This is a genomic window from Roseisalinus antarcticus, from assembly GCF_900172355.1.
Classification (GTDB): Bacteria; Pseudomonadota; Alphaproteobacteria; order Rhodobacterales; family Rhodobacteraceae; genus Oceanicola; species Oceanicola antarcticus_A.
Genome location: NZ_FWFZ01000001.1, coordinates 71,580 through 90,128, shown reverse-complemented (window position 1 = coordinate 90,128; position 18,549 = coordinate 71,580). Strand labels below are relative to the sequence as shown.

Sequence of the window (18,549 nt, the reverse complement as noted above, 5' to 3'; positions counted from 1 at the left end):
GCTCCGGGGCCGATCTGGGGAGAGATGTGATGGCGCGACATTCGAGCTTGGCCGGTTTGGCGCTGATCCTGGTGGCGGGCTGTTCTTCGGGTGTGCCGGAGGCCGCTGATTTCGTGCGCACAACCTCGGGCAGCAGCTTTATCGGGGAGACCGAGATCACGATCTTCGACGGGGATTTCGCGCAAGTCTTTGCCGCCGAGCCCCATGGCGCCCGGGATGAGAGCCGCACCCTGGCCCTGCCGGACGGCAGTTACGCGCGGGCGCGGGCGCTGGTGGAGGCAGGCTTTCCCGCCGTGCTGGCGGCGCAGGCGGCCGAGACCGACCCGCCCGTCTGCCCGACCGACATGGGCGCGGACGTGATCACGGTCAGGCCCGCGGTGGCGGGCACCGAGCGCATTGCCGCGGGCTGTGGCGATACCGGGGTGCGGGCCCTGATGGGCGCGATCGGCGGGCTGGTGCCCCGATGACCGTTGCGGCATGCGCGGCACTGGTGGAGCGGGGCGATCCGGACCGGTTTCTGGCCGCGATGTCCTGCCCGCCAGAGGCACGGTCGGTTCTGTTTCCGCTCCATGCGTTCAATCTGGAGGTCAGCCGGGCGCCCTATGTGACGCAGGAGCCGATGATCGCCGAGATGCGCCTGCAATGGTGGCGTGACGCGCTGGACGAGATCGGCCGGGGCGAGACGCCGCGGGCCCATGAGGTCGCCGGGTCCTTGGCCGAGGTGATCCGGACCCATGGCCTGCCGCTCGAATTGCTCGACCGCGCGGCGGCTGCGCGGCGTTGGGACATCTGGCGCGAGCCCTTTGCCGACCGCGCCGCCTTCGATGCACATATGGATGCCACGGCCGGGGACCTGAGCTGGTGTGCTGCGCTGGCCCTCGGAGCCGAGGCGCGGGCCGAGGGTGCGGTGCGGGACGCGGCCTATGGCGGGGCTGTCGCTTTCTGGCTCTCGGCGGTGCCCGACCTTGAGGCGCGGGGGCAGCGCCCACTTGCCGACGGGCGGCCCGAGGCGGTGGCGGCGCTGGCGCGGGAGGCGCGTCTGCGGCTGGCCGGGGCGCGGGCCGGCGCGGGGGGGCCGGCCGCCGCCTTTGCGCTGCGCTGGACCTGGCAGGCGGACAGGCTGCTGCGGCGGGCCGAGGCCGATCCGGGGCGGGTCGCTCGCGGAGAGCTTCCGGTCTCGGAGTTCCGCCGCAAGCTCAGCCTCGCGCGGGTTGCGGCGCGGGGGAGCTGGTAGCGGGCCCTTCAGGCGCGGCGCCGCAAGCCCGCGATCTGGTTCAGGGTCGGGTCGGCGGCGAGGCGGGCATAGGCCTCTGTCTCGCACCCCACCAGCGCGATGCGGGCATTTTGGTCGTAGTGGATGCCCCAGCCGTAGATCCGCACCAGGGGCGAGCTGCGCAGGCATGGCTGGGCGCTGGCGAAGATCTCGGCGCGGAGCCGGTCGTCCGGGGCCCTGTCAAGGCGTTCCGCAGTGACGGCCACCAGCAGGTCGTCGCTGGTCATTCCGTAGGGCGCCCCATGCAGCAGGCAGAATTCCAGCGCGGTGACGGTGCCGGGCTTTGGCGGCGGAGTGCCGCTGGTGGCCCGGGTGTCGGGCGAGACCCGCAGGAACGTGTCGCTGTAATTCGTGCTGTGGTGCATCCGCTCAGATCGTCTGGCGCGGGCGCAGCGCCATCCAGATCAGCGCGCCGCCGGCCAGGGCCAGGAACGGGAGCATGGCGAGGTTGACCGCGGTCCAGCCCTCTTGCGGGGAACCGCCCGAGCAGTTCATCAACCCGCCCGAGGCGAGCGAAGCAAAGGTCACACAGCCGAAGACGATCATGTCGTTCAGACCCTGCGCCACGCCGCGTTCGTCCTGGGAATGGGCGCCTGCAAGCATCGTGGTCGCGCCGATGAAGCCGAAGTTCCAGCCGATGCCGAGCAGGATCAAAGCACCGAAGAAATTGCCCAGCGTCACTCCGCTGAGCGCCACGACGCCGGCGATGGCCAGGATCGCCAGCCCGGTGGCGATGATCCGCTGCGTGCCGAAGCGGGCGATCAGGTGACCGGTGAAGAACGACGGGATGAACATCGCCAGCACGTGGGCCGAGACGATATCGTTGGCCCGGCCCGTTGAAAAGCCGCAGCCCACCACGGCAAGCGGTGTCGAGGTCATCACGAGGTTCATCAGCGCGTAGGAGACCATGGCGCAGATGATCGCCGTCAGGACGGTGGGGTCGCGCAACAACTCGATCCGCGTGCGGGCGCGGGGGGCGTCGGGCAGGGGCTGCGCGGGACGAGGCAGGTCGAGGCCGAAGAACAGCAGCACGCCCAGCAGGTTGAGCCCGATCACCGCGACGTAGCTGCCGAGGAATGGCACGACGAAGGCCTCCTGCACCATCTTGTTGAGCTGCGGGCCGATGATCGCCGACACCAGCCCGCCCGCCATCACGTAGGAGATCGCCTTGGGGCGGAACGCTTCGGAGGCGGTGTCCGTGGCGGCAAAGCGATAGAACCCCTGGGCGGACATGTAGATGCCGGTCAGGTAGCTGCCCACCAGCAGGATCGCGAAGCTGCCGGTATAGAGCCCCCAGGCCGAGACCGCCGCGCCGATGGCCCCCCCGGCGGCGCCGATCACGAATCCCGCGCGGCGGCCGTGGCGCTGCATCAGGGGCGACAGCCAGGGCGCCGTGGTCATCGACCCGAAGACGATCAGCGAGATCGGCAGGGTGGCCAGGCAGGGATTGGTGGCCAGCATCCCGCCGGCGAGACCGCCGATCACGAAGATCATCGGCATCTGGGCCCCGATGATCGCCTGCGCAGCTACGAGAATGGCGACGTTGCGGATGGCCCGGCGATCGTCGGTCCGGGCCAGGGTGTCGGGGGCGCTGCTCATGCCTGCGGATTATCCAGTTTCCGCGCCCTGGTCCAGAGGTCAAATCGGGTCGATGACATGGGCGAAGGAGCCCGCGACCCGCCCCTCGCGCAGGCCCATGGGCGCAAGGGGCGTGCCCTCGGCATCCTGCGCCGACCAGAGCGGCGTGCCTTCGGCGGCCAGGGTGGTCGCGTAATGGAATTCATGCCCTGCAAAGCGGCCCCGCAGGGCGGGCCAGTCGCTCTCCAACGTCCTGTACCCCAGGTGCAGTCGGCGGGTGGCAAAGGAGGTGTGCAGCCCCAGCAGCCCGGCCATTGCGTGCCGGGTTCCCGCGGCGTCGGTGAGGCTCTCTCCCAGGACCATGTAGCCGCCGCATTCTCCCAGGATCGTGGTGGTGCGAGCCGCGTCGCGGAGACTGTCCAGAAAGGTCCGGGCGGCGGCAATCCGGGGGGCATGCAGCTCCGGGTAGCCACCGGGCAGAAAGACGAGGTCGGCGGGTGGGACAGGCTCGTCGGCCAGGGGCGAGAACGGAAGGAGCGTGGTGCCCGCCCGGGTCCAGTCGTGGAGAGCGTGGGCATAGGTGAAGGCAAAGGCCGCATCCCGCGCGATCGCCACGCGGCGGGGCGCGTCGATCGGGGGCAAGCGGGCTGTCTCGAAATCCCGGGCCAGGGCGACGAGCGCCTCGAGATCCAGATGTGCGGCAACGCTATCGGCGGCCCGATCGATGAACCGTGCAAGGTCGGGATGCTCCGCGGCCTGGACCAGGCCGAGGTGGCGCTCGGGCAGCGCCAGGTCGGCATCGCGGGGAAGGGCGCCGAGGACGGGAACGCCAGTGTTGCGAAGGGCTTGCCAGAGCATCGCGGCATGGCGCGGGCTGCCCGCCCGGTTCAGGACAACACCGGCGACTCGCACATCCGGGTCGTGCCTGGCGAAACCTTCGACCAATGCCGCGACGGAATGGGACATCCGCGCGGCATCCACCACCAGCACCACCGGCAGGCCGAGTACCCGCGCGAGATCCGCCGTCGCCCCCCGTCCATCGGGCGGCGCACCGTCGAAGAGCCCCATCGCCCCCTCGACCACAAGCAGCCCGTCGCCCCCCGCCCGGGCCCGGATCCGCTCCGCTCCCATGGCCCAGGCGTCAAGGTTCATGGAGGGCTTGCCGCAGGCCGCCTCGTGAAACCGCGGATCGATGTAATCCGGCCCCGACTTTGCGCCTCGCACCTCGAGCCCGCGCCGGCAAAGGGCCCGGAGCAGGCCGAGGGCAAGCGTGGTCTTGCCGCTGCCGGAGGACGGGGCGGACAGGATCAGGCCGGGCATGGTATCCGGGCCGCAGACGCCTCCGGCGGGAGTTTTTCTGCCAAGATGAAGGAGCGGCCGGCGGCGTCGGTTGGACCGATTATCGGCCGTTGTCCCGACAATTCGCGGGTCATCACTTCAAGCATCATAGCCTTGGCGTGCACATTCCCCTTCATCTTGGTCCGAAAACTCCCGCCGGAGGCAGGGTTGCTGCCAATGCGGCCGGCGGGAAGGCTGGGTGCAGCGCACCTTGGACCGGCCGTGCCGACGGTTCGCCGGTCCGGGCGCCGCGTCATGCGATCCGGGCCGCCGGGCCGCGGTTCAGGGGGTCATCGTTTCGCACGGGCTCCCCGGCTGCCTGTGACTGCCAGTCCAGCGCCTGCCGCATCAGCACCGAGCGGCCGACGCAGATGATCGCCGGCGGCTCCAGGCCGCTTTGTTCGATATCGGTCACAATGCGGCCCAGGGTCGATTCGAGCACCTGCTGCCCGGGGGTCGTAGCCGTGCAGACCACGGCGACCGGCTCGGACGCAGGGCGGCCCGCGTCCAACAGGGCGGCGGATATCTGCGCGATATGCTTCATGCCCATGTAGATCACGATGACCTGGCTGCCGCGCGAGATCGCCGACCAGTCCAGCGACGAGGGCGACTCGCCCGACTGGTCATGGCCGGTCACGAAGGTCACCGCCTGGTTCACGTCCCGGTGGGTCACGGGGATGCCGGCATAGGCCAGCCCGCCGATCCCGGCGGAGATCCCCGGGATGATCCGGATCCGGACACCGTGCTGCACCAGCGTCTGCGCCTCTTCTCCGCCGCGTCCGAAGACGAACGGATCGCCGCCTTTCAGCCGCAGCACCCGCTTGCCGGCCCGCGACAGCTCTACCAGCCGCATCGAGATGTCGCGCTGCTTGGCCGAGGGCTTGCCGCCGCGCTTGCCGGCATAGATCCGTTCGGCCTGCGGCGCCCAGTCGAGGATGGCCTCGGTGACCAGGGCGTCATAGACCACGACATCGGCCTGGCGCAGCGCGTTGAGCGCGTGCAGCGTCAGCAGGCCCGGATCTCCGGGCCCCGCGCCGCACAGCCAGACCCATCCCGGATCGAACCGGGGCCAGTCTGAAGGGGGAAGGGCGGTATCGGTCATGACCTCCTTATGGCCAATCGTGACGGCGGCGAAAAGACTCCATGCGACACGAAGCGTTGGCGCGGCGACATCGCGGGGCTAGGGTCCGTCCCATGAGCCGCAAACCGACAGGAGAGCTGCGCCGGGGCTGGACCACGGGCGCCTGTGCCACCGCCGCCACCAGGGCGGCGCTGACCCGGCTTTGGGGCGGATCCTGGCCCGATCGGGTGGGCATCGTCCTGCCGCGGGGCGAGACGCCGGTCTTCAATCTGGCGCACCGCGCAGAGGGCACCGGCTGGGCCGAGGCCGGTATCGTCAAGGACGCCGGGGACGATCCCGACGTCACCCACGGCGCACTGATCGTCGCCCGCGTCGCCGCCTCCTCCGGCGGCGTCACCTTTCGCGCGGGCGACGGGGTCGGCCACGTGACCAGGGCCGGCCTGCCGATCCCGCCCGGAGAGCCCGCGATCAACCCCGTCCCGCGTCAGATGATGGAAGAGGTCGTGGCGGACCTGGCCTCGGAACACGGGCGGATGCCGGATGTGGAGATCACGGTCTCGGTGCCGGGCGGTGCCGCGCTGGCCGAAAAGACCTGGAACCCCCGGCTGGGCATCGAGGGGGGGCTGTCGATCCTGGGCACCACCGGCATCGTCCGGCCGTTTTCCTGTGCGGCCTGGATCGCCTCGATCCACCGTGGCGTCGATGTGGCGCGGGCCGCCGACCTTGCCCATGTCGCAGGCTGCACCGGGGCCACCAGCGAGCGGGTGGTCCAGCAGCTTTGCGGCCTGCCCGATCACGCGATGCTCGACATGGGCGATTTCGCGGCCGGCATGCTCAAGTATCTTCGGCGTCATCCGATCGCGCGGGTGACCATCGGCGGCGGCATCGGCAAGATGGCGAAACTCGCCCAGGGCGCGGGGGACCTGCATTCGGGCCGCAGCCAGGTGGACTTCGCCGGGCTGGCGGACTGGGCGGGCGACTGCCGGGTGGCGGACGCGAACACCGCGCTGGAAGCCTATGAAATCGCGGGAAAAACCCTGGCAGAGCGGATCGCTCTGGAGGCCCGGATAACGGCGCTGCGGATCCTCGACGGCGCCCCGGTCGCGGTCGGAACGGTGGTGATCGACCGGGCCGGCAATATCCTGGCGCGGGCCGGATGATCCTGTTGCTGGCGGGCACGACCGAGGCGCGGCGGCTGGCCGAGGGCCTGGCGGCGGCGGGCGTGCCGGTGCGGGCGTCCCTCGCCGGGGCCACCAAGGGGCCGCGCCCCCTGCCGGTGCCCATCCGGGTGGGCGGGTTCGGCGGGGCTGCGGGCTTTTGCGCCTTCCTGCGCGACGCCGGCATCCACGCGGTACTCGACGCGACGCACCCCTTTGCCACAAGGATCGGCCCGCGGTCCGCCGCGCTCTGCGCCGAGGCGGGTCTGCCCTACCTGCGGGTGCTGCGCCCGGCCTGGGCGCCGGGGCCGGACGACGATTGGCACGAGGTCGCGATACCCGGGGACGTGGCCCGGATCATTCCCGCCGGGGCGACCGTGTTCCTGGCGACCGGCCGGCAGGGGCTGGCCGATTTCGCCGGGCTGGCCGGGCGTCGCGTCATCGCGAGGGTCATCGACCCGCCCACGGGGCCGCCTCCGATCCCGGGCGCAGAGCTTGTGGTCGGCATGCCGGGCGACGTCGATGCGGAAGAGGCCTTGCTGCGCCGCCTCAGGGTCGACTGGATCGTCACCAAGAATTCTGGCGGCCCGGCGAGCGGCAAACTGCAGGCCGCGCGGCGCCTGCGCCTGCCCGTGGCCATGTTGCGCCGGCCGCCCGCGCCGGGGAACGTGGCCACCGTCCCCGAGGCGCTGGACTGGGTGGCCGGCCTGTGACCGGCCGGCTGATCGAGACCGAGGCCTGCGTGGCCGAAGGGGCGGCCTGGCTCGCCGCGCAGTGTCCACGCATGGGCGAGGCGGTGGCGCTTTGCGCCCCGTTGCCCCTCCGGCGCAAGCCCGACGGTTTTGCTGAGCTTGCCTCGGCCATCGTCAGCCAGCAGGTCTCGACCGCATCCGCCGCCGCGATCTGGGCCCGCTGCACCGCCGCCGGGCTGCGCGATCCGGCCGCCGTGCGCGCGGCCGGGCCGGAGCTTCTGCGCGAGGTCGGGCTGTCGCGTCCCAAACAACGCTATCTGAGGGCGCTGGCCGAGGCCCGGCTCGACTACGCGGCCCTGCGCCGCGCCCCCACGCCCGAGGTCATCGCGACCCTGACCGCCGTGCCCGGCATCGGCGCCTGGACCGCCGAGATCTATGCGATGTTCTCGCTGGGCCGCGCCGATGTCTTCGCCCCCGGCGATCTCGCCCTGCAGGAGGGTGCGCGGATGCTCTACCGTCTGCCCGAGCGGCCGTCGCCCAGGGTGCTGCGCGGGATGGCCGAGGCCTGGTCGCCCTGGCGGTCGGTTGCGGCGCGGGCGCTCTGGGCCTATTACGCCCGGGAAAAGGGGCGAGAGGGCACAAGATGACACGCGCATTGAAGGCGGAACGCAGAGAGGCCCTGTCGGGCGAGATCCGCTCGGCGGTGATCTTCCTGCACGGCTACGGGGCCAACGGCGCCGACCTGATCGGCCTGGCCGAGCCCCTGGCAGAGCACATGCCGGACACGCTGTTTCTCGCGCCCAACGCGCCCGAGATGTCGGTGGCGGCGCCCGGCATGCTGCAATGGTTCCCGATTCCGTGGATCGACGGGTCGTCGGAAGAGGAAAGCAAGCAGGGCTTGGCCCGCGCGGCAGAAGACCTGGACGCCTTTCTCGACGGCGTCATGGTCGACGAGGATCTGCTGCCCGAGCAGGTCCTGATCTTCGGCTTCAGCCAGGGCACGATGATGGCGCTTTACGTCGTGCCGCGCCGCGAGGATCCGGTCGCGGGCATCGTCGCGTTCTCTGGCCGGCTGCTGGAGCCCGAGGCGCTGGTGGACGAGGTCGTGAGCCGCCCGCCGGTCCTGTTGGTCCATGGCGACGAAGACCCGGTCGTTCCGGTCGAGGCGCTGCCGCAGGCCGCCGAGGGCCTGCAGGAGGCCGGCTGGACCGATGTCTTCGCCCATATCCAGAAGGGCACGGCCCACGGCATCGCCAATGACGGGCTGTCGGTGGCGCTGGCCTTCATGCGCGAACAACTCGGCTATTCCTGACGGGCGACGGGACGGGCGGCGGGGCGGACCAGAGGGCGCCGCGCTGCCGGGCCGATCCCCAACTTGCCCAAAATCGCGGCAGTTTCGCCCCGGTCTGCCTCGATTGCTGTCCGGCGCACCGCCATTCGGCGGCCGCACGCGCTGTCACGCAAGCGTCATCACATTCTCTTATCCCCAAGGCGCAGGACTAGACCTGCGGGGCTTGTCAGGACGCGAACGCCAGATATAGTCCATCGGGCGGACGGAGCGGGGGCTCTCGCTCTGATGCCGAGACAGGCAGGCAGGGCGAAAGAGGACTCCGGGATGGACGGCGATTTCAGGACCCATTTTGTACGACAGCCCTCGGGGCTGAAGCACTTTCCGGCGCTTGTGCTGAACGCGGATTACAGGCCCTTGTCCTACTACCCGCTCAGCCTCTGGCCCTGGCAGGAGGCGGTCAAGGCCGCCTGGCTTGATCGCGTGGACATCGTCGCCGAATACGATGAATGCGTCCGAAGTCCCTCGACGCGGATCCGCATACCTTCCGTTGTCGTCCTCAAGGATTATGTCCGACCCCAGAAGCGCGTGGCCTTCACGCGCTTCAATCTTTTTCTGAGGGACGAATTCTGCTGTCAGTATTGCGGGGCCAAGGGCGATCTGACCTTCGATCACGTGGTGCCCCGGGCCCGTGGCGGCATCACCAGCTGGGAAAACGTGGTCGCCGCCTGTTCGAAGTGCAACCTGCGCAAGGGCTCGCAAAGCCTGCGGCGATCGGGGCTGGCCCTGCGCAAGCCCCCGCGGCAGCCCGCCTCGGAAGAGCTGCGCAACATGGGCCGGCGCTTTCCGCCGAATTACCTGCACGACAGCTGGATGGACTTCCTCTACTGGGATGCCGAGCTGGAAGCCTGAGCGGGAGACTGCCCAAGTCTTGGGCATTCGGCGCCGCTGGGGGCTAGGCCTTTGGCAAACCTGCGGGCGCTTGCTAGACAGTGGGCGGACTGGCCGTTAAGGAAGCCCCGTTAGCGGTAACACAAAAGCCCGAGAGGTTCGCAATGGTATCTCGCGTCATCCCGGTCGATCAGTTCGACCTCGTGATCTTCGGCGGCACGGGCGACCTGGCCCGGCGCAAGATCCTGCCGGGGCTGTTTCGTCGGTTCCTGTCCGGCCAGATGCCCGAGGGGGCGCGCGTCATCGGCGCCGCCCGCTCCGATCTGGACGATGCCGGGTTCCGCGACATGATCGGCCAGGCCATCGAGGAATTCGGCGGCGAGGAAACCGCCGACAAGGACCGGCTCGCGGCCTTTCTCGAATGCATCCACTACGTCGCCGTCGATGCGACGGGCGAGGGCGGCTGGGCGCAGCTGAAGGACCTGATCCGCGAGAACGTTGTGCGCGCCTTCTATTTCTCGGTGGCGCCCAGCCTGTTCGGGGCGCTGGCGGAACGGCTGCACGGCCATGGCATCGCCGACCGGAACAGCCGACTGGTGGTCGAAAAGCCGTTCGGCCGCGATCTGGAGACGGCCAAGGCGCTCAACGCGACCCTCGCCGAGCATTTCCAGGAGGATCAGATCTACCGGATCGACCATTACCTAGGCAAGGAGACGGTGCAGAACCTGATGGCTGTCCGCTTCGGCAACATCCTGTTCGAGCCGCTCTGGAACAACCATTACGTCGACCACATCCAGATCACCGTGGCCGAGACCGTGGGCGTCGGCGGGCGCGGCGGCTATTACGACAAGTCCGGCGCGATGCGCGACATGGTGCAGAACCACTTGATGCAGCTCTTGTGCCTGATCGCGATGGAGGCCCCGAACCAGTTCGAGGCCGACGCCGTGCGCGACGAAAAGCTCAAGGTGATCCGCGCCCTGCAACCTGTTGATTTCCATCACATCGTGCGCGGTCAATACGACGCGCGGGGGGACGAGCCTTCCTACCGCGAGGATGTCGAGAACCCGCGCTCGCACACCGAATGCTTTGTCGCGCTGAAGTGCCAGATCGCCAACATGCGGTGGTCCGGCGTGCCGTTCTACCTGCGCACCGGCAAGAAGCTGAAGGGCCGCACCTCCGAGATCGCCGTGGTCTTCAAGGATCTGGGCCACTCGATCTTCGAGGGCGACGAGAAGCGCCACCGCAACATCCTCGCGATCCGGCTTCAGCCGAACGAGGGCATCGACCTGCAGGTGACGATCAAGGAGCCCGGACCGGGCGGCATGCGCCTGATCGACGTGCCGCTGGACATGACATTCGCCGATGCGCTCGGCGATGACGTGGACGAGGCGACCGACGCCTACGAGCGGCTGATCATGGACGTGATCCGCGGCAACCAGACCCTGTTCATGCGCGGCGACGAGGTCGAGGCCGCCTGGGCCTGGACCGACCCGATCATCGAGGGCTGGCAGACGCGCAACGACGTGCCGAAACATTACGACATCGGCTCGACCGGGCCCGAGGATGCGATGATGCTGCTGCACCGCGATGGGCGCCGCTGGCGCGAGATCAAGGGGTAGGGTAGCCTCGACCTGCTTCAAGACCAAGGGACAAGGCCATGGAACTCAAGGAATATCCCGACGCCGAGATGATGATGATGGACCTCGCCGACCTGTTGGCCAGCGAGCTGCGATCCTGTCTGGCGCGGCATGACCATGCCTCGCTCGCCGTTCCGGGGGGCACGACGCCGGGGCCGATCTTCGATTCGCTCTGCGCCACCCGTCTGGACTGGGACCGGGTGCATGTCATGCTGACCGACGAACGCTGGGTGCCCGAAAGCTCGGACCGCTCCAACACCCGGCTGATCCGTCAGCGCCTGCTGACCGACCGGGCGGCGGCGGCGGTCTATGTGCCGCTTTACCTGCCGGGGGACGCGCCGGAAGACCGGCTGGCCGAGCTGGAGGAAAGCCTCAAGCCCGAGCTGCCGCTGTCGATCCTGCTGCTGGGGATGGGGGCGGACATGCACACCGCCTCGATCTTTCCCGGCGCCGACCGGCTGGATGAGGCGCTGCACGGCGACGCGCTGCTGGTGCCGATGCGCGCACCCGGCGCGCCCGAGCCGCGGATCACCCTGTCGGCAAAGGTCCTGCGCGACGCCATGAGCACCCATGTCGTCATCACCGGCACCGAAAAGCGCGAGGCGCTGGAGCGGGCGCGTCACCTGACGCCCGACGAGGCGCCGATCGCCGCGGTGCTGCGCAATGCAATCGTTCACTGGGCGGAGAGCTGAGACATGTGGGACAAGCTTCGGGCACATCATGAGGCGGTCGGGGATCGCCGGTTCGAGACCATGCTGGATGCCGCGCGGGCCGAGGATTTCTCGGTGCAGGTGGGCGATCTGCTGTTCGACTATTCCAAGACCAACATCGACGCCGAGGGGCGGGCGCTGCTGATCGAGCTGCTCGACGCCGCCGGCGTGGCCGCGCGGCGCGACGCCATGTTCGAGGGCGAGAAGATCAACGAGACCGAGGGCCGCGCGGTGCTGCACACCGCGCTGCGCAATCTCGACGGCGGGCCGGTCACGGTGGACGGCATCGACGTGATGCCGGGGGTGCTGTCGACGCTGGACCGGATGGCGACCTTTGCCGAGGATGTCCGCGCCGGGCGCTTCGCCGGGGCGGGGGGCAAGATCACCGACGTGATCAACATCGGCATCGGCGGCTCCGACCTTGGCCCCAAGATGGCGACCATCGCGCTGGCGCCCTATCACGACGGGCCGCGCTGCCACTTCGTCTCCAACGTGGATCCCGCTGATATTGCAGGCGTTCTGCGGGGCTGCGACCCGGAGACGACGCTGGTGATCGTCGCCTCCAAGACCTTCACCACGATCGAGACCATGACCAACGCCCGCACCGCCAAGGCGTGGATGGGCGAGCCCGTGGCCGACCCGGCGGCGCAGTTCGCGGCCCTCTCGACCGCCGCCGACAAGACCGAGGCCTTCGGCATCGACGGCACGCGCGTCTTCGGGTTCGAGGATTGGGTCGGCGGGCGCTATTCCATGTGGGGGCCGATCGGCCTGTCGCTGATGATCGCCGTGGGACCCGAGGCGTTCCGCGCCTTCCTGCGCGGCGGCCAGGCGATGGACCGCCATTTCCGCGCCGCGCCCTGGGCCGAGAACATGCCCGCGCTGCTGGCGCTTGTGGGCATCTGGCACAACCAGGTCTGCGGCCATTCCAGCCGCGCGGTGCTGCCCTATGACAACCGGCTGTCGCGGCTGCCCGCCTACCTGCAACAGCTCGAGATGGAATCGAACGGCAAGGGCGTGTCGATGGACGGCGCCGACCTGACGGTGAATTCCGGCCCCATCGTCTGGGGCGAGCCCGGGACCAACGGCCAGCACGCCTTCTACCAGCTGATCCACCAAGGGACGCGGGTCGTCCCGTGCGAATTCCTCGTGGCCGCCACCGGGCCCGAGGAGGACCTGCACCACCAGCACCAGCTGCTGGTGGCCAATTGCCTGGCGCAATCCGAGGCGCTGATGAAGGGCCGGGATCTGGCAGAGGCCACCGGCAAGGTCGCCGACAAGTTCGAGGGCGCCGAGCTGGAGCGGCAGGCCCGGCACCGGGTGTTCCCGGGCAACCGCCCCTCGACCACGCTGGCCTATCCGGCGCTGACGCCCGAGATGCTGGGCATGATCATCGCGCTATATGAACAACGGGTGTTCGTCGAGGGCGTGGTGCTGGGTATCAATTCCTACGACCAATGGGGGGTGGAGCTTGGCAAGGAGCTGGCCACCGCCCTGCAGCCCGTGGTCGAGGGGCGCGAAGAGCCCGCGGGCAAGGATGGCTCCACCGCCGGGCTGGTGGCGTATCTTCGCAAGAACGGCCTGTAAGGCGTTCTTTGGAATGTAAATTATGCATTCGTCGGACTCGTGAAAACGCCCCGCGGCTGGATGGCAGCGGGGCGTTCTCGCGTTACGGGGGGGGGCTGTAACCGGGTGGCTCAGCCGCGCGGCAGCAGCACGCCGTCGACTACGTGGATCACGCCGTTCGACTGGATGACGTCGGCGGTCTGCACCTCGTAGACCTCGCCGCTTTCATCGAACATCCAGACCCGGCCGCTGTCGAAGATCTGCGCGGTCAGCGGATCGCCCGAGACCGTCTGGAAATTGACGAAGCCGTCGCGGTCGGCGGCCTCTTTCAGGGCCATGGTTGTCCAGGTGCCGGACACGACATGGGCGCCGAGGATCTTTTGCAGCTGGGCCATGTTCTCCTCCTGCAACAGCGTCTCGACCGTGCCGTCGGGCAGGGCGGCGAAGGCGGCGTCCGTGGGCGCGAAGACGGTGAAGGGGCCCTCGCCCGACAGCGTCTCGGCCAGGCCGGCCTGCTGGACGGCGGCCACCAGCGTGGTGTTGATGGGAGAGTTCACCGCGTTCTCGACGATGTTGCGGGTGGGCAGCATCGGGGCCCCGCCGACGGTCGGGTTGCCCTCTGCCATGTCCATCCCTGTGTCCATTTCAGGGTCCATCTCCATGCCCATGCCCATGCCCTCATCGGCCGAAGCCTCTTCGGTGCCGGGCAGCAGGACGCTGTCGATCACGTGGATTACGCCGTTCGACTGGTCCACATCGGCCACGGTGACGGTGGCGACATTGCCCGTCTCGTCCTCGATCTTGATCGCGTCGCCCTCCATGAAGGCGGTCAGGGTGCAGCCGCCCACGGTCGGCACCGGATGGCGGCCGCCGTCATCGGCGATCATCCCGGCGATGGCATCCGAAAACGCCTCGGCGGCGACCACGTGACAGGTCAGGATGCGGGTCAGCTGGTCGCGGTTCTCGGCCATCATCAGCGTCTCGACGGTGCCCTCGGGCAGGGCGGCGAAGGCGGCGTCGGTGGGCGCGAAGACGGTGAAGGGGCCTTCGCCCGACAGCGTCTCGACCAGGCCCGCCTCGACGACGGCGGCGACGAGCGTGGTGTGGATCGGCGAATTCACCGCGTTCTCGACGATGGTCTTGTCGGCGAACATATCGGCGCCGCCGACCTGCGGGTTGGCCATCTCATGGGCCGCGGCCAGGGCGGTGACGGGGGTCAGCAGGGTTGCGGCAAGAAGGGCGGCCTTGATCGGGTTGGTCATGTTCTCTCTCCATTGGGTCGGGTCCGCCGCCTGTTCCGGGCGGCTTGTGACAGGACCCACGGCGGGCGCCGGGAAAGAGTTTCACTCGGGCAGCGTGTCGCGCCCGGAAATGTTCGGCGGCCGATAGAGCGGCATGGCGTCCCGGCGCACGATCACGGTCGGATCGACGATATGGTCGTGCGGCACAAGCCTCGGTTCGCCAAGGGGAAAATACCAGACGAGGCCAGGGCGCCCCGGCTTCCATTCGCGCCGCTTGAGTGATTTCGGAATGATTTCGAAAATCCACCAGCCGGGCGTCAGCGACGGGTGCAGCGGCGCCAGCCCGTCGGGCCCGGCATAGGGCTTGCCGAAGACATCGGTGCTGTCGGTGGCCCCCTCGAAATACCGCGCCCGCGCGCCCCGTTTCAGCGCCAGCCCCAGCGGGCGCCTCGGCAGGGCGGGATCGCCCGCATCGGCCCGCAGGCGGTTGTCCTCGGCCTCTGCGGCGGCCTCGTCGGCGGCGATCCCGTCCAGCATCCACAGCGCGGTCAGCTTGCCGATGCCGCTGTCCTGTTCGCGGACCGCGCCGCCGATATCGGCATGATACCCCGGAAACCAGCGCTGCTCGCAATATTGCAGGCGCTTGAGCCGGCTGTTGCGGAACCGGGTCGGGTAGAAATCCGACGGCACCCAGTGCTCGGAGCGGAACATCGACCGGCGCTCGTCGACCGACATCGCGTGGCGGACGATGCGGACGGAGGTGTTGTAGGACACGCCGGCGTGACGGCCGAAGCCGATCAGGCTCCGGTAGCGGGCGAGGTTGCGCCAGACCGGATGGAACCGGATCATCGAGCTGACGGTATCGAAGAGCCCCAGCGCCCGGATCGAGACCGACACGTCCGGGTCCAGCACCCGGCCATAGAGCCGCATTTCGGCGTAGAGCTCTGCGGGCGGGCGGGTGCGGGCGACCTGCGGGTCTTCGGTCAGGCGGCGATAGGCGCGGAATACCTGCGCGGCCATGTGAAGCCTGTCGGGCGGCAGCAGGCCGAAATTGTGAATGAACCCCGCCAGCACCCGGGCCGCATAGGCGCCGCGGGAAAACCCGACGAGATAGATCCGGTCGTCGAGAAAGACCGGCGGCGCGTCGCCCGCCTCGGCGACACCGATCCCGCGGCGGAGCCGGGCGTCGCGGTCCTGGTCCAACTGCCAGTCGCGGCGCTTGGCCTCGGCGCTTCGGTAGCATCGCGACAGGAACCGGTAGGCGTCGAGCACGTCATCCTCCAGCCCCAGCCCGAAGCCCAGGCCCGCAAGCGATTTGAGCCGCTGCCAGGTGTCGCCGATCAGGGTCTGGCCGTCGCGGGTGCCGACGCCGGGGACGTAGTGGACGATCTGCGCGTCATCCTTCTTCAGATGCCGGTAGATCTTGAGGACATTGCTCGCCTTGCGCCGGATCTCGTTCCCGGTCCCATCCATGCAGATGACGATCTGTCGGTCCATCACGGGCCCTCCCTGTTGTCACGAGGGTCGGCCACGCGGGCCGCGCGGGCAAGTCGGGAATACCGGAGAAACTGGAGCGGGTAACGGGAATCGAACCCGTAACTAAAGCTTGGGAAGCTGCCGTGATACCTTTTCACCATACCCGCCCGGGTAAGCTGCGATCAGCTATCCAAACCGGCCGCCGCAGTCAAGGGGATGCGGCGGGGCCGGTCGCGCATCCAACCTGAACAGACGATATATCAAAACACCGTCCTCCCCCAGCGGGGAAGGACGGTTAAACTCATAAAAAACAAACCTCCACGAGGGAGGTCCCGTCAATTTTGACGGCAGCCCGGGTCCGGTTCTGTGATCTACGTCACACTTTGCGGCCATTAACCCTATCAGGGACAATTTTCTTATTTTTCTTGTCGGATTTAAGCGGGCCGCCGGCGTCTGCGGCGGTTGCCGCCATCGTCGCCCGAACTTCCGGCATTGAAGGAGACCTGGGGCAGGGGCACCAGGCTGCGCAGATTCGGGTAGGGCGCCGTAGCATGGGGGATGGCGTTGGCCGCGACGAAATGCTCTTGAAAGCGCGGCTCGATCGCGGTTTCGACCTTGGTGATGCGCCTGACCTGCGCCTCGATCCGGGCGCGGGCGGCGCGCGAGCAGAGCGCGATGCGCGCCCCGGTGCCGGCGGCGTTGCCGGCCGAGCTTACGCGGGAAATCTCCACATCCGGGATCATGCCGAGGACCATCGCGTGCTTGGGCGAGATATGCGCCCCGAAGGCCCCGGCCAGCACCACGCGGTCGACGGTGTCGACCCCCATCTCGTCCATCAGCAGCCGCGCCCCGGCATAAAGCGCGGATTTCGCGAGCTGGATCGCGCGGATGTCCCCCTGGGTCACGCTGATGCGCGGGCCGCCCTCGGCGGTGCCGTTATGCAGCAGGTAGGCGAAGGTGCGGCCCTGCGGCTCTGACCGCGGCGTGCCGGTCTTGTCGGGCCCGCCGATCAGCCCCGAGGGGTCGAGCAGGCCGGCCATGCGCATCTCGGCCACGGCCTCGATGATGCCCGAGCCGCAGATCCCGGTGATCCCGGTGGCCGCGGTCGCCTCGGCAAAGGCGGGATCGGTGGACCACAGATCGCAGCCGATGACCTTGAAGCGCGGCTCTTTCGTGTCGGGGTCGATCTCGACCCGCTCGATGGCGCCGGGGGCGGCGCGCTGGCCAGAGCTGATCTGAGCGCCCTCGAAGGCCGGGCCGGTGGGCGAGGAGCAGGCCAGCACGCGCGAGGTGTTGCCCAGCAGGATCTCGGCATTGGTGCCGACATCGACGATCAGCACCAGGTCCTCGCTCTTCTCCGGTTCCTCGGACAGGGCGACGGCGGCGGCATCGGCGCCCACGTGGCCCGCGATACAGGGCAGGATATAGCTGCGGGCCCCGGGGCTGAGCGCGGTCAGGCCCAGCTCGGCCGCGGACATTTCCAGCGCACCCGAAACAGCGAGCGCGAAGGGCGCCTGGCCCAGCTCTACCGGGTCGATGCCCAGCAGCAGGTGATGCATGACCGGGTTGCAGACGAAAACCGTCTCGACGATGTGTGCGGGGTCGATCGCGCCCTCGGCGGCGATCTCGCGGGCCAGCGTGTCGAGCGCCTCGCGCACGGTGCGGGTCATCTCGGCATCGCCGCCGGGGTTCATCATCGCGTAGGACACCCGGCTCATCAGGTCTTCGCCGAAGCGGATCTGCGGGTTCATGATCCCGGCCGAGGCGGTGACCTCGCCGGTCACCAGGTTGGTCAGATGCGCCGCGACGGTGGTCGAGCCGAGGTCGATCGCCAAACCATAGAGCGGCCCTTCGAAGAAGCCGGGCCAGAGGTCGACGATCCGGTGCGCGGCGCCCTCGGCGGGCTGGTTCAGCGCCACGGTGATCTTCCACGCGCCCTTGCGCAGGACCGGTTGAATGCGGGCCAGGATCGCCAGGTCCGCGGTGACATCCGTGATGTCCCATTGCTCGGCCAGCGCGGTCTTCAGCCGCTCGAAATCGCCGGTGGGGACGTGCATGTCGGGCTCGGCCACCTCGACATAAGCGAGGCGGGTGGCCGGATCCATGGTCACCGCGCGGGCCGAGGCCGCCTTGCGCACCACCTGCCGGTGGACCTGGCTCTCGGCGGGGACGTCGATGACCACGTCGCCCTGCACCGTCGCCTGGCAGCCGAGCCTGCGGCCCGGCTTCAGGCCCCGCACGTCATCGTAGCGCTGCTCGACCTTGTTCCAGTCCGACAGCGCGCCCTCGGCCACGGTGACGCCGTGTTTCGAGAACGACCCGTAGGACGGCGAGACCTGGCACTTGGAACAGATCCCCCGTCCGCCGCAGACCGAATCAAGGTCCACGCCCAGCTGCCGCGCGGCGGTCAGGACCGGCGTTCCGACGGCAAAGCGTCCGCGTTTGCCGGAGGGGGTGAAGATGACAAGCGGATCCTGGGTCATGTGAACATCGTCCTTGCGGCTGGGCCGCCGGCACCGCCGCGCGAGGCGCGGGCCGGCTCTGGCCGTAACATAGAGCCTGCGCCGCCGAGCGAAAGCCCAACCGGCGCCCGCCGCCGGTAACCTCGATCGCCGGCACCAGAC

At 69.1% G+C, this 18,549-nt stretch carries 17 protein-coding genes, 1 tRNA gene and 1 pseudogene; 10 read left to right on the top strand and 9 right to left on the bottom strand.

Annotation, left to right across the window (positions count from 1 at the left end):
• The first annotated feature begins 29 nt into the window (after positions 1 to 29).
• Both ROA7023_RS00415 and ROA7023_RS00410 read left to right on the top strand, forming a co-directional pair.
• Entirely contained in the window at positions 30 to 467 is a 438-nt protein-coding gene (locus ROA7023_RS00415; RefSeq protein WP_085877028.1) for a hypothetical protein, read from the top strand.
• Complete coding sequence (locus ROA7023_RS00410) at positions 464 to 1,234, top strand: squalene/phytoene synthase family protein (RefSeq protein ID WP_085877027.1); 771 nt, start codon at positions 464 to 466, stop codon at positions 1,232 to 1,234. Before ROA7023_RS00415 ends, ROA7023_RS00410 begins: the two co-directional genes overlap by 4 nt.
• 8 nt (positions 1,235 to 1,242) lie before the next feature.
• Here ROA7023_RS00410 and ROA7023_RS00405 read toward each other — a convergent pair whose 3' ends face one another.
• The 4 genes from ROA7023_RS00405 to cobA form a co-directional block, all read right to left on the bottom strand.
• On the bottom strand, positions 1,243 to 1,638 hold the full coding sequence (locus tag ROA7023_RS00405; protein ID WP_085877026.1) for a DUF6157 family protein: 396 nt from the start codon (positions 1,636 to 1,638) through the stop codon (positions 1,243 to 1,245).
• Between the two features lie 4 nt (positions 1,639 to 1,642).
• Positions 1,643 to 2,872 (bottom strand): MFS transporter, encoded by a 1,230-nt coding sequence (locus ROA7023_RS00400; RefSeq protein WP_085877025.1) that lies wholly within the window; start codon positions 2,870 to 2,872, stop codon positions 1,643 to 1,645.
• Between the two features lie 39 nt (positions 2,873 to 2,911).
• Positions 2,912 to 4,171, bottom strand: coding sequence for a cobyrinic acid a,c-diamide synthase CobB (locus ROA7023_RS00395; RefSeq protein ID WP_085877024.1), 1,260 nt, complete (start codon positions 4,169 to 4,171; stop codon positions 2,912 to 2,914).
• 271 nt (positions 4,172 to 4,442) lie between these two features.
• Positions 4,443 to 5,291: a uroporphyrinogen-III C-methyltransferase gene (cobA, locus tag ROA7023_RS00390; protein WP_085877023.1), complete on the bottom strand. Its 849-nt coding sequence runs from the start codon at positions 5,289 to 5,291 to the stop codon at positions 4,443 to 4,445.
• Positions 5,292 to 5,383: 92 nt separating this feature from the next.
• Between cobA and ROA7023_RS00385 the strand changes: the two genes are divergently transcribed.
• The 8 genes from ROA7023_RS00385 to pgi all read left to right on the top strand — a co-directional run bounded on the left by ROA7023_RS00385 (position 5,384) and on the right by pgi (position 13,229).
• The gene (locus ROA7023_RS00385) at positions 5,384 to 6,430 is read left to right on the top strand and encodes a cobalt-precorrin-5B (C(1))-methyltransferase (RefSeq protein ID WP_085877022.1); all 1,047 of its coding nucleotides are present in this window, start codon (positions 5,384 to 5,386) and stop codon (positions 6,428 to 6,430) included.
• Positions 6,427 to 7,140: a cobalt-precorrin-6A reductase gene (locus ROA7023_RS00380; RefSeq protein ID WP_085877021.1), complete on the top strand. Its 714-nt coding sequence runs from the start codon at positions 6,427 to 6,429 to the stop codon at positions 7,138 to 7,140. Before ROA7023_RS00385 ends, ROA7023_RS00380 begins: the two co-directional genes overlap by 4 nt.
• Complete coding sequence (locus ROA7023_RS00375; protein WP_085877020.1) at positions 7,137 to 7,766, top strand: DNA-3-methyladenine glycosylase family protein; 630 nt, start codon at positions 7,137 to 7,139, stop codon at positions 7,764 to 7,766. Before ROA7023_RS00380 ends, ROA7023_RS00375 begins: the two co-directional genes overlap by 4 nt.
• On the top strand, positions 7,763 to 8,431 hold the full coding sequence (locus ROA7023_RS00370; RefSeq protein WP_085877019.1) for an alpha/beta hydrolase: 669 nt from the start codon (positions 7,763 to 7,765) through the stop codon (positions 8,429 to 8,431). Before ROA7023_RS00375 ends, ROA7023_RS00370 begins: the two co-directional genes overlap by 4 nt.
• A gap of 303 nt (positions 8,432 to 8,734) precedes the next feature.
• The gene (locus tag ROA7023_RS00365) at positions 8,735 to 9,319 is read left to right on the top strand and encodes an HNH endonuclease (protein WP_085877018.1); all 585 of its coding nucleotides are present in this window, start codon (positions 8,735 to 8,737) and stop codon (positions 9,317 to 9,319) included.
• A 143-nt stretch (positions 9,320 to 9,462) separates the two neighbouring features.
• Positions 9,463 to 10,917, top strand: a complete 1,455-nt coding sequence (gene zwf / locus ROA7023_RS00360) for a glucose-6-phosphate dehydrogenase (protein WP_085877017.1) — start codon at positions 9,463 to 9,465, stop codon at positions 10,915 to 10,917.
• A 38-nt stretch (positions 10,918 to 10,955) separates the two neighbouring features.
• On the top strand, positions 10,956 to 11,627 hold the full coding sequence (pgl, locus tag ROA7023_RS00355) for a 6-phosphogluconolactonase (protein WP_085877016.1): 672 nt from the start codon (positions 10,956 to 10,958) through the stop codon (positions 11,625 to 11,627).
• 3 nt (positions 11,628 to 11,630) lie between these two features.
• Complete coding sequence (gene pgi / locus ROA7023_RS00350) at positions 11,631 to 13,229, top strand: glucose-6-phosphate isomerase (protein ID WP_085877015.1); 1,599 nt, start codon at positions 11,631 to 11,633, stop codon at positions 13,227 to 13,229.
• Between the two features lie 110 nt (positions 13,230 to 13,339).
• Here the strand turns inward: pgi and ROA7023_RS24955 are convergent, their stop codons facing one another.
• The 5 genes and pseudogenes from ROA7023_RS24955 to ROA7023_RS00330 all read right to left on the bottom strand — a co-directional run bounded on the left by ROA7023_RS24955 (position 13,340) and on the right by ROA7023_RS00330 (position 18,408).
• Positions 13,340 to 13,798: a fasciclin domain-containing protein gene (locus tag ROA7023_RS24955; RefSeq protein ID WP_306372469.1), complete on the bottom strand. Its 459-nt coding sequence runs from the start codon at positions 13,796 to 13,798 to the stop codon at positions 13,340 to 13,342.
• Positions 13,799 to 13,912: 114 nt separating this feature from the next.
• A pseudogene (locus ROA7023_RS24950) lies at positions 13,913 to 14,470 on the bottom strand (fasciclin domain-containing protein); the annotation flags it as partial.
• Between the two features lie 81 nt (positions 14,471 to 14,551).
• Positions 14,552 to 15,946, bottom strand: a complete 1,395-nt coding sequence (locus tag ROA7023_RS00340; RefSeq protein ID WP_085877013.1) for a T6SS phospholipase effector Tle1-like catalytic domain-containing protein — start codon at positions 15,944 to 15,946, stop codon at positions 14,552 to 14,554.
• A 72-nt stretch (positions 15,947 to 16,018) separates the two neighbouring features.
• Positions 16,019 to 16,092, bottom strand: a tRNA-Gly gene (locus tag ROA7023_RS00335).
• 267 nt (positions 16,093 to 16,359) lie between these two features.
• On the bottom strand, positions 16,360 to 18,408 hold the full coding sequence (locus ROA7023_RS00330; protein ID WP_085877012.1) for an ASKHA domain-containing protein: 2,049 nt from the start codon (positions 18,406 to 18,408) through the stop codon (positions 16,360 to 16,362).
• Positions 18,409 to 18,549: the final 141 nt, after the last annotated feature.

Bases quoted from the DNA above. Each gene is read 5' to 3' on its own strand.
- ROA7023_RS00340 (WP_085877013.1), bottom strand. From the start codon at position 15,946: ATGGACCGACAGATCGTCATCTGCATGGATGGGACCGGGAACGAGATC.
- ROA7023_RS00395 (WP_085877024.1), bottom strand. From the start codon at position 4,171: ATGCCCGGCCTGATCCTGTCCGCCCCGTCCTCCGGCAGCGGCAAGACC.
- ROA7023_RS00405 (WP_085877026.1), bottom strand. From the start codon at position 1,638: ATGCACCACAGCACGAATTACAGCGACACGTTCCTGCGGGTCTCGCCC.
- ROA7023_RS00385 (WP_085877022.1), top strand. From the start codon at position 5,384: ATGAGCCGCAAACCGACAGGAGAGCTGCGCCGGGGCTGGACCACGGGC.
- ROA7023_RS00400 (WP_085877025.1), bottom strand. From the start codon at position 2,872: ATGAGCAGCGCCCCCGACACCCTGGCCCGGACCGACGATCGCCGGGCC.
- ROA7023_RS00415 (WP_085877028.1), top strand. From the start codon at position 30: ATGGCGCGACATTCGAGCTTGGCCGGTTTGGCGCTGATCCTGGTGGCG.
- ROA7023_RS00370 (WP_085877019.1), top strand. From the start codon at position 7,763: ATGACACGCGCATTGAAGGCGGAACGCAGAGAGGCCCTGTCGGGCGAG.
- ROA7023_RS00380 (WP_085877021.1), top strand. From the start codon at position 6,427: ATGATCCTGTTGCTGGCGGGCACGACCGAGGCGCGGCGGCTGGCCGAG.
- zwf (WP_085877017.1), top strand. From the start codon at position 9,463: ATGGTATCTCGCGTCATCCCGGTCGATCAGTTCGACCTCGTGATCTTC.
- ROA7023_RS00410 (WP_085877027.1), top strand. From the start codon at position 464: ATGACCGTTGCGGCATGCGCGGCACTGGTGGAGCGGGGCGATCCGGAC.
- ROA7023_RS00365 (WP_085877018.1), top strand. From the start codon at position 8,735: ATGGACGGCGATTTCAGGACCCATTTTGTACGACAGCCCTCGGGGCTG.
- cobA (WP_085877023.1), bottom strand. From the start codon at position 5,291: ATGACCGATACCGCCCTTCCCCCTTCAGACTGGCCCCGGTTCGATCCG.
- pgl (WP_085877016.1), top strand. From the start codon at position 10,956: ATGGAACTCAAGGAATATCCCGACGCCGAGATGATGATGATGGACCTC.
- ROA7023_RS24955 (WP_306372469.1), bottom strand. From the start codon at position 13,798: ATGCTGCCCACCCGCAACATCGTCGAGAACGCGGTGAACTCTCCCATC.
- ROA7023_RS00330 (WP_085877012.1), bottom strand. From the start codon at position 18,408: ATGACCCAGGATCCGCTTGTCATCTTCACCCCCTCCGGCAAACGCGGA.
- pgi (WP_085877015.1), top strand. From the start codon at position 11,631: ATGTGGGACAAGCTTCGGGCACATCATGAGGCGGTCGGGGATCGCCGG.